Here is a 15,830-nt window from a genome sequence, read left to right as displayed (position 1 = left end):
ATCAAACTCTAAAGTTTAAATCCAGGACGAGCCGAAGCTCGCTTTTTTTTATTTTAACCCGACATCTCATCCGAAGATGAAACATCAGAATTGACGTTCGCGCTTCTTCTTTCTGTCTTCTATTCAGTTTTCAAAGAACCTTTCGTTTTCCGAGGGAGAGAAGTTCCGCAAGTTGCCTTGTTTTCTCTTCTTTTTTCTCACTCAGTTGCGAGGAAGCTGGTTATATGCCTTTGAGTTTTTTTCGTCAAGCATTCCTCTTCCTGTTTTGTCATTTTTTTTCAAAGCACTAAATGACATAGATTAAAGGGTCCGTTTGCGGTTCCGTGCAATATGCGTGAACGTCATGACTCTTGAGCGCTTCAGGCTTTACTTAAAGGAAGATCGCCATGAACCTGCTCAAAATTATTATGTCCATAGTTTTGCTTTCGGCCGCACACGCTCAAGCTCAGTCGCTCGAAGAGTCAGAAACTTATTGGAGGAACGAAGTTGTCCGCTACTGCGGCGCTACGCCTTCCAAGGAAGACTGTGATGATGGCGATTCCATCATTTTCAATGGCTTGCTGTGTATGTCGGGTGAGGAAGCAGCATGCTCGGCGGTTCAAGCATCGCAGGACGAAAATGGTCAGTTTTGGCGCTCACCACGACGAAATCCTGGCAACCTCGGCCAAGATAACTCGTTCTCACGCGACCAGACATTAGGCGCGCTCCTTTATATTGTAAAAAAGCGGGATGTGGATGCCGCGCAACGCTGGCTGTCGTGGATCAATGACAACAAGACCTGTAGCATCAAAAATCCTTTTAATTCCAAAGCCTGTATCCTTCACCTCTACAGAGTCTGTCGAGACGACACTGATGGACGCTGTACGATGACTCCGGCGACGTGGGCCCTCTTTAAGCGTGTTTGGGATTTTCTTGGCCTTCCCGCTCATAAAGAGATGAACAAGCACGAGACCCTGGACGTCGGAGATCTGGAAATTGAGACAGCCGAACGGGAACCACGCGGATATACACTGCATCTTAAAGCTGTTTCATCCTTCCTCCGTCTCACCATGCAATCTTCTGTGGAACGGTCGCGCCTTATAGCCTCCAAGGTCTATAACAGGGATCAAGGCAATCCATTCTTCCAACTTCTCGTCGAAGGTCCTTCATCACAAGTTGTGGACAAAGTTTTGGCCTACTGCCCTAAACCCGGTCAAAATAATGAGTTCCGCCGTTTTCAATGGAGCTGGGAGCGCGATTCAGATCAGCAACCTTGGCTTGAAAGCATGGGCTGGGATTGCGTCTTCATGGCCAACATGATCCACAACTACGGATCGATTCTGCCCTAAGGCCCCAGCTGCAATATTCGAAAGCGATGAGAATCCCCTGAGGAGCTGTTAAAGAACAGCCCTCAACCTCAACCCAAAAATGTCCGAAATTCAGGAGAAGTCCATGCTTCGGCTCCCTTGTTCGCTTGCGTATTCATTTGTTTTAATGAGCCTTCTCACTCTATTAAGTGGATGCGGCACGTCGAACGTGGGGACTTCCAAACTCGGGATCGTCGGTGGCAGGCCGGTTTCGGCTGGTGAAAAGGGACCGGCCGTTGGTCTCCTGCTCCGTTATCCCGATCCTGTCGGCGGTGTTTATTTGACCAAGACCTGTACTGGTGTCCGGGTTTCTTCAACGCAGGTTCTCACAGCAGCCAGCTGCTTGTCAGGGTCTGGCAACAATCCGGTTCAATTGACCCTACTGGTTACGGGCGACGGGACGCGGGCTCCGGCCCCAATTATCACCAACATCAATATTCATCCCAATTATGAAGCGAACGATGGGGAGACCAGCCCCTACAATGTGGCCCTTATTCGTTTGGCCAGTTTTCCGACCTTGATTGATGGCAAGGTTTCTGTTGCTGCACTTTCTGATCACCACCCGGCCGTCGGGAGCAACCTGAAAGTTTTCGGCGCCGGCTGTGAAAAACTCCAGACCAATGAAAAGTGTGACGGCGGTTATACAATTCTTCGTTACCTTAAAACTTTTGATACCATTCTGGATAAATTCGAAGCGGATACCTTTGGCAAGCAATTTTTCACGACTGTTCAAGAAAGTGGTCTCAGCGTTGATGGCGACCAAGGCGGCCCGGTTTTAAACAGCCAAGGCGCATTGGTGGGCTTGGCTTCCTATCGAAAGTCAAATGACAGCTCTGATGCTGACGGGAAGTATTCAGTTTATTTGAATCTCGTCGAGCCAGAGATCAAGGATTTTTTAAGTAGCTCCATCAGTAATCAACTTCCAATTCAGCAAACGAACTTTAGCTTTCAGCTCGTCGAAGGTGTAGACGGCAGTTTCATGCCCGTGGGCTCGAATCCGACGGTCGAACTATCATCTTCATTTACGGAGTTTGATTTTTCATTCACATTGAACGGCGTCGCCATTGAAGCCAGCGACATCATCACAAATGGAACGCGCTTCACTCTAAAACAGGCCCTTTTGGAAGGCGTAAACGCCTTGAGTCTCGTTGCCGTGGATGCAGATAACACCCCGATCTTCGAAGAAGAAATTCAAGTATACGCAGGCAGTCGCACGATACGACTGGCGGCGCCAGAAGTCATCAATTCCGCCGAACTGGATATGAGAGCTGACCTTATCTTGAATCCTGAGATTGCAGCACGCGGTCGCGGCTGGTTTGAAGGGAATGAACTGGTTTTCAAAAACGTACCGAAAATGGCCGCTGTAGCTCGAATCGATTTCCCTGGGCTGGGTTTATCCTATACTGAGTTTTTTACGGCGATGGCGACCGGCGCGACACTTCAAGGTGGCCGCCTCGCAAACCTAAGCACCAATGAAAACCTTGATTGGTCGAAGGGTCTTGCAGGTTGGACCATTGTGAATGGATCACAAGCGTTCCGAGTTGTAAAAGGCAAGGATTTAAAGGACGGCGGAACGGGCGCTGTGAGCATAGCCGGTGGTTCAACATCACCCGGGCCAGTCGCAGCCATCCGACGCAACGAAATGTTCAACACAACTCGGACTTCGTCGGTGAACGCCGCCCGCTACCTTACTGATACGCCTTTTGTTTTGCATGATGAGAAAAACTATGTTGTGATTTCGCCTGACGTCGGTCAGACCGCAGAACTGGTTAAAACCTTTCAGCCCACCAAAGGACGCCGGACCCTGGAGCTCAGCTTTGCGCTGCGGGTTCGGGGCTTTGATGCCGGCTCCATCTACAACCCTCGGGCCTTGGGTGAGTATGTCGTTCAAGTCAGAAACGCTCAAGGGGCGGTCACTGAGTACTTAGGAAATTTGGATTCATCATCCATATCTCCAGCGTCCAATGGCCTCTTTTTTGACCAAATCGAGCACATTGTAAGCAACAGCGCGGAACCGGTCGAAGTTACAATAAAAATGACCTCGTTTGACCAGACCTATGGCGTTCCCGAGCTGATCGTGGGGGAAGTTCGTGAAGATGAGGTGGCTGTCGACACATTTAGTCTCGATGATGGTGTTGATAAAACTGTCTACACAAAAATTGTAAAGATAAAAGATAAGACTGATCCCAAGAAAGTGACTGAAGCCATCATCGAGCGTTCCCTTCGCCCAGCTCCTCTGGAAAATATCAGCCTTGGTCCTTGTGCCGACAAATGCGTCTTTGATCCGAAACTAAAAGGCTTCCACAGCTTGTGGGGTAATTTAGGCATTTCGTCTGCGAAAGGCGCCAATATCGAAGATATTAAACTGGTCATTTATGATGGGGTTAAAGAGCTTGGTATCGGAGAAATCTACGATCCATCAGTGAAGAACGCGTTGGTTAGGACGGTTGCACCGAACGAAACCGCGACTGTCACAACTCGAGCCCCGTTGTTCCGCTTCCCCCAGACGATCGTTCCGCGGTCGGATGCCAAGGGTTATAAGGTTCAACTTCTTGTTCGGATTAAAACAGGCACCACCGTTAAAACCAAAGCTTATGCGATCAAAATCAACCCCCTGACATGGTACCCTGATAAAAATATAGCTGGCACGGATGACCTGGATCGGTCTTTTGGAGGCGACAAATGGGCTCGCGCAGATACCTTCAAGCACGTTGAGCAATTTACAACGATGATGGTAACAGACGCAGCCAATATCCATGGCGGTTACTTCTATCCTCATGGTTCCCATACGGATGGTAAAAGCTTTGATCTTTCCCATGGATACAACACAGATAAAACTGTGAACGATGTACTCAAATTGCTTGATGATAAATCTTTCGCCGATTCCGTTAGTCTGATTTATTTCTATCTGAAGAAAGCCCACGTGACCGACAGTGATAGGAAAGACCCAAAGAAGGTCAATCTTGTTAAACGAGCGGATGCTATTGACAGCGTGATCAAACGTGTGCAGGAATTGACAGATGTTAAAGCGTCTGACGGTCGCTATATCAGTCCTTTTATCAAGAAAGACGGCCAGTACGTCCTGGATCCAGTTCGTGGAAAATCCAGCATCTTCAGGCATTACCCCGGTCATGACAACCATATCCATGTCCTGTTTAGATAAAGGTCAATCATGCGAAGCACAATATTAAAAGTCATTTTTTTGGCAAGCGTCGTTCCAACACCTCTGTCTCTCGCCAAGGAATCAGAACGCAAAAAAGTGTGCCTCGACACTGCCGCCAAAGCCAGTTTTAAATCCGGCTACTGCGACGACCTGGAAGCAGATCTTTCCAAAGTCGAAGGCGAAGTCAGATCGAACAAAAAAGACCCGAACTGGAAAGCAGTCTGCCTTGATCCAGGCCCGGGTCTGTGTGTCCCCGAGCTGGACATCGATCAGGACGGGAAGTCAGATCGCATCTATCTGATGGAGAAGTTGTCTGGGAAGAAAAAACGTCGCATGATGGTCATTCGTTCGCCCAACACAGGCATGAAATTTCTGGAAAAGTCTTCGGACGTGACAATTGCATCATTGGGACTCGGTGTTACATTTGACCTTAAACGTCTCACCTACTGGAGTGTTGAGTCGGGCGATGATCCCAGGTATGCGGAATTCAAGGCGCACTGTGGAATAAGATCGGGCATCAAAGTCCTGGAACTTTATGCTGATGACATGCCCCACGTCCTGACTGTCAAGCAAGGCCGCTACTGCTACCTGCGTATTGGCGACTAGATTGTCAAAACAGAAACCACCTCTCAGTTGGGTGGTTTCTTTGTTTTTCCCCCAATCTTACCCCTTGACCTCTTCTCCTTTTTATCTCGAAACCTGCAATAAACCTGATGTTCCAGGTTCTACTGAGCGCGCTTCTAAGAGATTCGTGAGATTTCCGTCTCACAGATTCATACTTCATTGATATTATTAAGTAATTAAGAAAGGCATCGAAATGAGGATCTCGTCCAGGTTTCTGGTACTTGGTTTGTACACTGTTTACATGGCGGGATGCTCGGTTGACTCCAGCACCAATTCCGCTTCGTCCCTGAAGCAGGACTTTTCCAGCGCCTGCGGGACCGGTTCCAGTTCAGCTGGTGCCATTATGAATGCTGTTAGCGCCTCGGACTGCAGCACGGCAAGGAACGAACTCAAGACTGTCACTTCCATCAGCACCAAAACCCCTGTTGATGCTGAAATGCTCGCAACAGCAAGCAAGTTGGCCGAGCTCGAGACCTATTTGGTCGAGGGCAATGTCGACCTGCAAGGGCTTAAGACCCTGGGCTCGCTCGAAAGCCTCACAATCCTGGGCAGCTCCGTGCAAAGCCTTAACGGCATTCAGGGCCTCAGTAAACTGAAGAATGTGTCGATTCTCAGCACAAGTCTGAAGTCGATTGATATCTCCGGTCCCAACAAGATCAAATCCCTTTGGATCGATTCCGAAGTTCTTGAGAATATCAGCAACCTGTCCAGTTTCCAGGAACTGGAAGCCCTGTATATTTTCACAAACAAAACAATCGATCTTTCAGCCATAAAAAATCTACCAAAACTGAAAACGCTTTGGATCAAATCGGAAGGCGCACTTAACCTGGCTCCATTGCGTGAGATCCCTGCTCTGACCGACCTTATGGTTTACAACGACTCGATCGCCCAAATGGTTGCATTCGACGGTATCAAACCATTGGAAAGCCTGACGATCAAGAGCTCGGCGCTGCAAAATATCAATGGGATCTCGAGCAGTTCCTACGGCAAAACTCTGAAAAGCCTGCAGTTGGTCGGTACGGCCGTGACCGATCTAAGCGAAGTTTCGAATATCGCCACCCTGAACGGTCTTGCGACAGTCGATGGTCAAAACGTGAAAGTTCCATTCAGTGCTCTCAAAGGTCGTCTGACTTCATTGAACACGAGTGGTACCACCCTGGATCTGTCCACTGCCGATCTCACCGGGTTCAAAAAGCTGACATCACTGTCGATCGACATGAGTAACTTACCCCTGGCTCAACTCGATGCTCCTGGATTGAGCTATCTGACAACCAACCAAACACCTCGTGCAGGGTCTGATTTCCAGAACTTTGCTTCGCTGCAGCATTTGGGTGCACAAAATGCGGGTCTAACGAACATCACAGGACTTGCGAACAAACCTAAACTCGCTTTCCTTGACATTAAGCAGAACGCAGTTGGCAACTTTGCCGAACTCGAAAAAAGCCAGGACCTGCAGTACCTGGACATGAGTTACAACGGCGTGAAGGATGGCTTCGATTTGCCGCGTCTCGCTAAAGTGGAAACCATCCTGGCGAATCACAATGACTTTACTCAAGTTAAATTATTCAAAAGACAGCCTGAACTGCTGGAACTCGATTTGTCCTACACAAAAACCGATGCATCGAGCATTTCCAACCTTTTCGTAAGCGATGAAGTAGGCGAAGACCGATCCCTCTGGTTGTCGGTTGTACGTTGCCAGGGCATCGCGCTGGCCCAGGATCGCCCAACCTGTAACATTAACTCCAACAAAGTTCCGACTGCCGATACAATCACCCTGCTCCAATATAAAGCCACGTTCCTTGGTCAAACTTTGGAAAGTGAACGGAAACATATTGAAGCTCTGGAAAATCTTAAGATCAACACAACAACAGTGAATGCACCTGCTTGTACATGGATTCATAACCACATCGAGTTGATCAACAACCTTTACAGCGTCGTGACGGCAGAAAAAGATTTCATTGCCAGCAACACCGACTGGAAAGAACCCAATGCAGACGAACTGCTTAAAGGGATCTGCGGAGACAGAACCTGTTCTCAAGCTGAGTTAGCCCAGCACTACACAATCGATATTAATGCCTGCTTGTCTGGTGCCGCTGATCCTGTGACACTGAAAATCCTAAGCCAGAACATCATGACCAAGGATGAACTCGAGAAAAAAGACAAGGAAGCGGGTTACGAAGCCGGCTATGCCGTGACTCTCGATTATGTAACAAGTGCTGACCAGGATTCTCACGTGTTCTTGATCTACCTGCAGAACCTCGAGATCTCCTTGAGCAAGATTGCGTCGAGCCAATCATCGGCTGTCGTCAACCTCGACACGGCCATCCAAGGTGCTCGTAAAGTTCTCGAAACATCATTGGCCGAAGCCAATTCCTATATGGCAAAGGTCAAGCGCATTGAAGCCACTCTCCGGACTCGAATCGGCACACTGAGAGAGCAGCTGGATAAAATGATCAAAGGCACGAACTGATCGACGGCAAGTCGCTTCTTACTCGACAAGGTGGAAACTATGAAAAAGTGGAACGTTCCCGTCTCAGCTTCCCTGCTCGTCATGGCGATCTGGAACGGCAAGGCATTGGCAGCTATCGATCTTGCAGAAATGGATCAGATTACTGCCCGTCGAACAGAACTCAGCCAACGCGAAAACGCCATTCGCCAAATGGACTCCGGCACAGCTGATTTGAGCACTCAGTTTGCTGCGATCAAATCCATCCAGTCCGAGATGGTCATGGGCTCCAGCGGTTTGAAAAAGGATGTGGAAAGCTGGCTGACGAATGCCGATGCATGGCTGACTCAGTGGAAGAACATTGCCGAAGGGAGCAAGTTGATCAACCGTTCCAACTTCGCAAGCTTTGGTATCGAAGTTCAAGATAAAATTGAAGTTCTGAACCGCGATTATTTCAAACTGGCTCAAGCGGCCCTTCAGATTGCTGATCGCAGTGCCCTGGTCGCGACCAACCTCAAAGGCCGGCCTCTCCTGCAAGAGGCCAGCTGGCCGAAATATGCTGACTTCGTCAAGACCCTGAATCAGCGTCATTCGGAGCTTATAGCAACGGTTGACACGCTTTCGACCGAACTGGAAAAAGAAAAAGTAAAAACACTGCAGAAACAGATGACGCTTGTCTCGGACTATGTGATTGCCCAGATCACTCTCCTGGCCATCCAGTTTCCTGAGCTGGAAGCGCAGATTGCCGAAACCAAAGCCTTCATCCAATTCAGCAAAGAAATGGATCCGAAGATTGTGGATTTCGAATACGGCCTGAACAAGGGTATCGCCCTGGTGGATACCGGCTTTCTCTTCACAGCCCTGGATCGGGAAAAGGTCCTGGTGGCGCAGAGCGCGAAGCTGCTCCAGGAAATCGGCTCCTTTGAAGCTGGGGATCAGATCCGCAAGCTCAAGGCCGAACGCATCACCACGGGCCTGAAAACGTTTCAGGACAAATTGAAAGCCAAGGTTAGTCAGGGTTCCATGGCCAAGGCTGTGGGGAACCTGGCAAAAACCGAAAGAGCACGCTTGACTGCGCTTTGTCGGAAAAGCATGAGCTGGTCGGGAGTCGACTGCGAAATGCTGCGGGTCCTCAATAGTGTGGACATGAATTTCTTTAAAATCCAGAAATGGTCGCAAGCGGATCTTGCCTATTTCGAAAAGATGCTCTACCAGGCCGGCCAAGGCTCGACCATCGTGAATACCGGAGCAAGCCAGTGAAAACAATCAATCTCATGAAACACTCTCGAATGATGCTGGCAGGCCTGAGCTTTGTCGCACTGCCCCAGGCAGTCTGTGCGCAGGATCTGTCGGAAGTGAAGAGCTACCTGCAGCTTAACTTCGATCACCAGACAAAACGCGATTTTGAACCTTTGGATCCTGCCGAATTTATGGATCCTATGACTTCGATGCCGCTATCGGAGTCCGATATCGTTCTGCTCGAAAAAAATGGTCAATTCGAACCCTACTATGCGGGCGAAGCTGTCAAATTCCTGAACCGATTTGAACAGGCTTTGAATTCGATCGGTGAGACGCTTCGCGAAGGTGATCCGAAAGCTATCATCACTCAGGTCGCGAACCCCGATCTCTGGCTGCGCCAGGTTCGAAGTGCCACGGACCTCGATCTCGAAAAGATGGCAACCAACTTCAATTTGAACGAAAGCAAATGCGGCAGCGTGTCGGCGGCGACCCTGGGCACCAATCCTTTGACTGGTCAGACTTATCAGGATAATGACAGCGTCAGCCTTGGCGGCAAGCGCATTAAAGTGAAAGATTTGGTTCCCAAACTGAATCAGCAGGAAAAGATATTCTGCGGTCTCGGACTCACCATGTTTGACAGCCTTGGCGGCGGTGACATGCTGAACGAGATCATGGCAAAACGCGATGCATTGATGGAAGAGCTTGGTCTTACCGAAGACAACCCCCTCTTTCAAATGACGCAATGGGTCACCCCTGCGAATATCGAAGCTGTTAAAGAGCAGCTGAAGTCGGTTCAAGATGCTTTGAAGAATCCTACACCGGAAAAGATTTTCACGCTGGCGACCACGGCATCAGAACTCCTGCCACCCGAACTGCAGCTGCCCGCCGTTCCAACGTTTCCACAGACCGTGTTGGAACGCCGTTATGATTTGGATCTGCAAAAAAGCTATCAATGGCCTGGCTTTACGATGGGCGACCGTAGCTCGGCCCTGATTTATGCCAATGCCTGGGCCGAATTGCGTGGGGGCCAAAAGCAGGAAGGCGGCAAAAAGAAGACCATTCAGTCATTTCAGGGTCAGGCTGTTGCCGGCTTGAAACTCTTCGAAGTCCTCGACCAAAGAATTTTCGAAGCGACCCTCGACAGTTACATGGATGATGAGAACGCACGTGGTCTCCTTAAATTCTGTATCATTGGCGCCTGTATTGAGAAGAAAGGCGCGGTCAAGGATTTCAAGATCGAAGAAGGTGACGATCGAGCTTTGTATAAGGACTGGGCTGAAAACTATGCTCAGCAGTTTTCGGTGGGCCCTATTCCCTGCGTACTGCGGGTAGGCGGCTCGTTCACAGGGCAGGTCGGCTGGGGCCTCGGTATTAACCTCCTGTCCGTTCACGCGAATACGTTTGCCGCGATGAACGCCAAAGCTTATGGCGAAGCGTCTGTCGGTGTGCAGGACGTGATCGAAGCCGGTGTCGGCGGCGAAGTGAGCCTGATCGAAGCACGCGCCGACTTACGTGGCGAAGCGGCTATCAAGTTCCGGGGTTCGGGATATCCTGTGATTGAAGGTGCTTTGACCGGTGATTCCCACATCGGCATGCTCAACGGTCGCCTCTATGGCTTCGCCTTCGTGGATCCTATGGGACCACTGGGCGAGCTGCTGGAAGGGATCATTGATACTATTAAAGACCTGGGCGATGCCGCTCAGTCGATTCTGAAAAATGTTGCCGCAGTTTCACCAAAAGCTGCTAAAATTGTTCAGGACTTCGCAAACAATATCGGTGGTCAGGTTTCCAAGGGCATTAAAAAGCTCAAAAAGAAATTCAAGTGCTGCGCGATGGGTGTTCCTAAAACGACGATCGATGGCCTGCGCGTCCGGTATGAAGTCGACCTCGTGAACTGGGAAGGTTACAATGACGACCGCCGCTTCCTAAACTATAAGATATTCGTTGGTCCCGAGGGCCGCAAGATTGAGGGTGATGCCAATACCTTCAATCACGAACAGGTGGCTGTCCTGGAGCAAATCTCCGACCTGGACGAAAAAGAGAAGCAGCTGGTTGAGTTGGAAAGCTCGGTCAAAGTCAAAGAGTCCCAGATTTTCAAGGAAATCGCGACTTTTGTGAATTCAGACGAAGCACGGCAGGTATCTGGCGTCAAAGCCAGCATCCTGAAAGAAATGGCTGCAGTGAATCAGAAAAAAGATGCTGTTGTTGAAACTGTTACAAAGTAATGAAGGTTGAGATATGAGTCTGGTGAAAAAGAAAGCTTTTCAGTTCGGAATGGCCATAACAGTCGGTGTGGTGATACTCGGCTACTTTTTTTACCGGGCTCATTTTCTCGACAATAAAGATCTTCAATCACGACGCTATACGTGGGAAGCCGGAAAAACCTACGTCTACACAATCGAGTTGCAGCAAAAAGGCTGGACTGCCTTCGAAAAAGCCTGGGCGACTCAGGGTACCGCACCAGCTACGCCCATCCCTTATGAAGTGAAAATGCAAGAGTTGGCAGCTCAGTTCGTGGTCCTGGAAAGCAATGACAAGGCAACTCATTTTGCCCTCGTGTTGCCAACTCCCTCGGTCGAGTTTATCCTGGCCGACAAATCCAAGCAGATCACCGATTCAACCCGGGAAGGTTTGAAGACCCCTGTGTATTTTACACTCGGTAATCGCGGTGGCATATCCCAGCTGTTGTTCGCAAAAACTTCCAACACCGTGTCCCGCAATCTTGTGCGGACGATCTTAAATGAAGCCTTGCCTCAGCTCCGCGCAGGTCGTCTTCAGGAGCCGCATAAGGCCGATGCTCGATGGGTGCAACAGACGGTCAAAGAATTTGGACCGATGCGCATCAAGAAAAGTATTGAAGGCTATGCGACGGAACGTATGCCCTCGCCGAGAAAGCGTTCTCAACTGAGCGGCGAATATCAATACGACCTGGGTGAGGGTCAATTGAGACTTGTCTCCGCCACTGGCGTAACAAAGGCCCAGAACTATTCGGGCGAAAGTATTGTCCAGGAAGAGCATACGGCACTGTCTGTTCAATATGTTCAGGAGGAAGCCACCGAAGGCAAGCAGCGGCTCAATCTCGACCAGCTGAAACTGGCCACGCAACCCGGCACACTCCATGGGCTGGAAGAATTCAAAGAAGCTGAGCTCGCGATTCTTCAAAAGCGCATCGAGGGTCTGGATTTCAAAACCAAGTTCCAGGAGTTCCTCGATCTCGGCAGCGGCGTACGCATCGTTGACTCCTACCGCCTCTATGAAATCCTTCTGGCTTTCCTTAAGCTTCATCCCGAATTGAGCGGGATTATCCTCCAGCAGATGGACGAACTCGACGGCAAGGATAGTAGATTCGACATCCTGGCTATGGTGATGCTTAAGTCCGACAACCCGGAACTGCAGAATAAACTCCTCGACTTCACCAAGGAACATTGGGACAACCCGGAAAAGGTCAATCAGGTTCTTTTTAACTTTGCACTCGACAAGAACCTCGACACGCAGCTGGCGGAACGATTGATTCAGATGCATGATGAAACACCGCACGAAGACCCAAATTATTCGAATGTCGTGATGCACCTGGGCAGCGTGGGGCACGAAGCGATTGATCCTTCTATCAAGGATGCGGTTTTGGAGCGGATCGAAAAAGGTATCAGCACAGAAGCAACTCTGGAGAACAAACGTCCCTATGTGGTGGCACTCGGCAACCTTGGTCATCCCAATACTCTGGAGTTTGCCAATCCCTACGTCGGATCGAAACAAGCCCGTGAGCGGCAGTTTGGCGCCGAGATGCTTAGACGAGTTGACGGACCTGGCTCCGAACCATCCAAGCAGATCCTGCTGAACCTGGCCCATCATGATGCTGACCTCAGCGTTCGACGTGATGCCAGCAAATACCTCGATGACAAGCAATACCAGGGCGATCAACTGGCCCAGCTGCGGACCATGCTCTTTCAGGAAAAAGATCCCAACGTAGCGATGAATTTGATAGATGTCTTAGGCAAGGGCGAAGTGGACCGAGCCGGCGCGATTGCCATCCTTCAGGACTATTTCAAACAGTGTGCTCACCCCGACGTTTGCAGAAAAGTTGAGGGTATTATACTTGGGAAACGTAATTAACCTGGTTGCGGCTATGGCGTTGTGGTTCTTGTCCATACCAGGACTTGCCTCCACAATGCCTCGAGCTGTTTTGGTGAAAGCCCAGGACAAAAAGTTTATCTGTAATGCTGTGGTTTATCGACCGACTCAGGTTCTCGTTCCCCTCCATTGTTTGAGCGACCTTGATCCTAAAAGTATTTTGCTCAAATCTGTGCCTGGCAAACATTTTCAAGACGTCGCCAGTGTTCGATCCCTGGTCGATCGTGAGGGTTACTTTCCCAGCTACGACATCGCCGTTTTGGACCTGCAAAAACCTTGGCCAAATTTTCAAGAACTGAAAGATTGGATTCCAAAGCCGAATCCTCCCGGGTCGTTCGTTCTGGAAACCGTGCGTCCTGATACCCTCCAGGTCGTCAGAATACCCCTTAAGTGGGTCAGCTCCCTCCAGGGTCCAAGACTGACCCCTCTGCTCTTGATGGAAGCTCAGGGCCGCGATAGGCCATGCTATGGGGACTCGGGGGGTTCTGTTGTTCATGAAGCGGGCCACGACAAAAGACTTGTAGGCTTTCTAACCGGGCTTTCCTATCCCCTCACATCGTCGTCTTTTCGCTGCGACGACTCTGAGCGCTTGATTACACCCCTGGAACCCTACAAAAAATGGATAGCAGGGCTTGACAAGGATGGCGTTCACCGTCAGAAATCAAAACCGTTTTACCTGGCTATGGAAGATCTTTGTCAGGGCCAGGATTACACGAGTGATTCATGGCCCCTGATGCAGAATGTTATTTTAAGCCTTATTCCTACGGAGCAGCAAAAACCCAAGCTTGCTCCATTGCGTGAGGCCCTGATCTCCTGCAAAGGCCTAGATGTGCTTTGGAACGCGGCCGTTGCCACGTCGAAACCTATAAAATTCGAGGCCGTTGCCAATCCCAAGGAACTTCGATTTTTAGCTTCAGTTAAGAATGCAACGTTTCAGGCTGTCGATCAAAGTGAATTGGGTCTGCTTGCCCAATGGCAGGGCCTTGAAATACTGACACTCAATGGAACAGAAGCGGGAGTTGATCTCACAGGGCTTGGAAGCCTGACCCATCTAAAGCAGCTCAATATCCTGCATAGTCAGGGCTTTAAAGGTTTGACTCAGGCTTTGAAGGACCATGCCAACGTACAAAGTCTAACTCTCTTCAATTCCAAACCAGCGTTACCCGACGAACTTTCCACCCTGCAGCACACAAGGCCTCAGCTAAAAATTTCGGTGGAAAAGTAAAACAGCCCTGGATTCTCATCCAGAGCTTTTTCATTGTCAGCGAGCTTGAGTTCAGTCTTTGGCACAGAACCATGCCCAGCTTTTATGCCAGCGGTTGACTTCTGGATACGCCACATTCACCTGGGGCTCGCCAAAGTTGAAACCACCAATCCAGTGGTAGCCATCAGGGCACTGAGCCCAGGGGCGACCTGATTCATGACCGACCATAACAACAGGACTAGCCGCACGGCTGCTGGCATTGTTAGCTCGATTAACAGCATCATTGGCTGTGGCCTGGGCATTGTTGGCCCGGGCAACGGCGTCGTTGGCTGTTGTCTGGGCATTTGTCCCTTTGGTGGCACTATCAGCCGCTATACCCTCCACTTTCGCAAGTCGGGTAGCCAGGTCCTTGTTTTGGGCTTCCAGAGCCTCTAACTTTTTCTTAAGGATGGCGATACTTGCCTGCTGCACAGCATGCAATGAATTTTGCGCGTTATCCTGGGCGAGGGCCCCGGCTGCAGGCGCCACGATCGAGGCAAGCAGGAGACTTTTAACTATAAAGTTTTTCATATCGGGTTCCTCTGAAACTGAAATTGGTTTTATTAGCGAAAACAAGCTACGGCATACGCATCGCTGCCAACTTCCTGAACTAGTCCAGCCGCAAAGCCAAGGCTGCCGCAGTAACGATGAGCCGCTGCCATACAGTTTGGTCCTGCTGAGTCGTTAGGAACACAACCCTCATGAAAGCTTCGTAGTCCCGCGTAGCTGACGTTTGTATAAGAATGATGAGCTATGTTTGCAGTGGCTTGAGCATTATTTGCAGAAGCTTGAGCATTGTTGGCAGAGGTTTGTGCAACAGCAGCTGCATCCTTGGCACTATTCGCAGCCAGCTCAACTTGCTTCAAGCGGTCAAGGGCTGCTTCGAGGGATTTCACGCGGCTTTCCAGATCCTGATATGACTTTTGCAGCTGTGCATTTTTAGATGTCAGAATTGCGGATATAGAGCTATCTGCTGGAGCCGCTAAAACATTTTGCCAAGCTGCAAGGCACGTTACTAAAATGATGGCACGTATTTTCATGCGAAATCCTGCACAATTTAGGTTCAAACGCGGTCCCAATACCGCTGACGTAGCACAGGGGACACAAGCTGGAGAAAGATATTGCACCCCATGGAAATCCGGGGCCACCGGCTCGAACACATACTCTCAAAATTCCAGACGCTTGGCCTGACTCCAGAGATGGACCTCCACGTTTTCACATTGATATTATTGAGAAAAATAACGGCAATTAGTTTGCAAATCCAAACATGTGACAGGCCTTCTATTTCTATTTTGGAGTGGTATCCCATGTTGCGGCTGAGACGCGTACTTGGTCAGTTGTTAGTTCTGAGCGGTCTGACCCTAACTGTTCATGCTTGTACTCGAGCGTTTGGAGAGGAGACGCGCTCGACTTCAATGAGCCAACCAGCCGAGCGATTAGGTAGCCTCGCTCTCCTCAAGCGTAGCGACCTTCGAATTTTCGGATCTGTCCTGTTCGAAGGAAGGTAAGCGCCCCAGCAAGTCACGGTTAGACTCCGTCCCCACCTGATCGTATCCTGCCTCATCACCCGCAGTTGGTGATCAAAATACAGTTGAATTTTGAAGCGTCCGTTTGAGTGCTTGGTAAAGATGCAAAAGCCAG

Annotated in this window: 10 protein-coding genes; 8 read left to right on the top strand and 2 right to left on the bottom strand. The window is 49.8% G+C overall.

All coding sequences use genetic code 11. The features are described 5' to 3' along the window. Positions 1 to 386: 386 nt before the first annotated feature. The 8 genes from VE954_RS18450 (at position 387) to VE954_RS18415 (ending at position 14,171) form a co-directional block, all read left to right on the top strand. Positions 387 to 1,328 (top strand): hypothetical protein, encoded by a 942-nt coding sequence (locus VE954_RS18450; protein WP_324955427.1) that lies wholly within the window; start codon positions 387 to 389, stop codon positions 1,326 to 1,328. A gap of 103 nt (positions 1,329 to 1,431) precedes the next feature. Then, positions 1,432 to 4,509 carry a S1 family peptidase gene (locus tag VE954_RS18445; RefSeq protein WP_324955425.1) on the top strand — a complete coding sequence of 1,026 codons (3,078 nt, stop codon included), beginning with the start codon at positions 1,432 to 1,434 and terminating at the stop codon, positions 4,507 to 4,509. Between the two features lie 9 nt (positions 4,510 to 4,518). Then, positions 4,519 to 5,115 (top strand): hypothetical protein, encoded by a 597-nt coding sequence (locus tag VE954_RS18440; RefSeq protein ID WP_324955423.1) that lies wholly within the window; start codon positions 4,519 to 4,521, stop codon positions 5,113 to 5,115. Positions 5,116 to 5,359: 244 nt separating this feature from the next. Next, positions 5,360 to 7,603 carry a hypothetical protein gene (locus VE954_RS18435; protein WP_324955421.1) on the top strand — a complete coding sequence of 748 codons (2,244 nt, stop codon included), beginning with the start codon at positions 5,360 to 5,362 and terminating at the stop codon, positions 7,601 to 7,603. Positions 7,604 to 7,642: 39 nt separating this feature from the next. Next, positions 7,643 to 8,839 (top strand): hypothetical protein, encoded by a 1,197-nt coding sequence (locus VE954_RS18430; RefSeq protein WP_324955419.1) that lies wholly within the window; start codon positions 7,643 to 7,645, stop codon positions 8,837 to 8,839. Beyond that, positions 8,836 to 11,043, top strand: a complete 2,208-nt coding sequence (locus VE954_RS18425; RefSeq protein ID WP_324955417.1) for a hypothetical protein — start codon at positions 8,836 to 8,838, stop codon at positions 11,041 to 11,043. Before VE954_RS18430 ends, VE954_RS18425 begins: the two co-directional genes overlap by 4 nt. A 13-nt stretch (positions 11,044 to 11,056) precedes the next feature. Continuing rightward, a complete protein-coding gene (locus VE954_RS18420) occupies positions 11,057 to 12,928 on the top strand; it encodes a HEAT repeat domain-containing protein (protein ID WP_324955415.1) in 1,872 nt (623 codons plus the stop codon). 55 nt (positions 12,929 to 12,983) lie between these two features. After that, positions 12,984 to 14,171 (top strand): trypsin-like serine protease, encoded by a 1,188-nt coding sequence (locus VE954_RS18415; RefSeq protein ID WP_324955413.1) that lies wholly within the window; start codon positions 12,984 to 12,986, stop codon positions 14,169 to 14,171. A 51-nt stretch (positions 14,172 to 14,222) separates the two neighbouring features. Here the strand turns inward: VE954_RS18415 and VE954_RS18410 are convergent, their stop codons facing one another. Further along, positions 14,223 to 14,720, bottom strand: a complete 498-nt coding sequence (locus VE954_RS18410) for a hypothetical protein (protein WP_324955411.1) — start codon at positions 14,718 to 14,720, stop codon at positions 14,223 to 14,225. A 32-nt stretch (positions 14,721 to 14,752) separates the two neighbouring features. Beyond that, positions 14,753 to 15,229 (bottom strand): hypothetical protein, encoded by a 477-nt coding sequence (locus tag VE954_RS18405; protein WP_324955409.1) that lies wholly within the window; start codon positions 15,227 to 15,229, stop codon positions 14,753 to 14,755. Positions 15,230 to 15,830: the final 601 nt, after the last annotated feature.

The organism is Oligoflexus sp. (assembly GCF_035638955.1).
Lineage (GTDB): Bacteria > Bdellovibrionota_B > Oligoflexia > Oligoflexales > Oligoflexaceae > Oligoflexus.
This window is presented reverse-complemented; position numbering and strand designations above follow the sequence as displayed.

Bases quoted from the DNA above. Each gene is read 5' to 3' on its own strand.
- VE954_RS18410 (WP_324955411.1), bottom strand. From the start codon at position 14,720: ATGAAAAACTTTATAGTTAAAAGTCTCCTGCTTGCCTCGATCGTGGCG.
- VE954_RS18405 (WP_324955409.1), bottom strand. From the start codon at position 15,229: ATGAAAATACGTGCCATCATTTTAGTAACGTGCCTTGCAGCTTGGCAA.
- VE954_RS18440 (WP_324955423.1), top strand. From the start codon at position 4,519: ATGCGAAGCACAATATTAAAAGTCATTTTTTTGGCAAGCGTCGTTCCA.
- VE954_RS18445 (WP_324955425.1), top strand. From the start codon at position 1,432: ATGCTTCGGCTCCCTTGTTCGCTTGCGTATTCATTTGTTTTAATGAGC.
- VE954_RS18420 (WP_324955415.1), top strand. From the start codon at position 11,057: ATGAGTCTGGTGAAAAAGAAAGCTTTTCAGTTCGGAATGGCCATAACA.
- VE954_RS18415 (WP_324955413.1), top strand. From the start codon at position 12,984: ATGCCTCGAGCTGTTTTGGTGAAAGCCCAGGACAAAAAGTTTATCTGT.
- VE954_RS18450 (WP_324955427.1), top strand. From the start codon at position 387: ATGAACCTGCTCAAAATTATTATGTCCATAGTTTTGCTTTCGGCCGCA.
- VE954_RS18430 (WP_324955419.1), top strand. From the start codon at position 7,643: ATGAAAAAGTGGAACGTTCCCGTCTCAGCTTCCCTGCTCGTCATGGCG.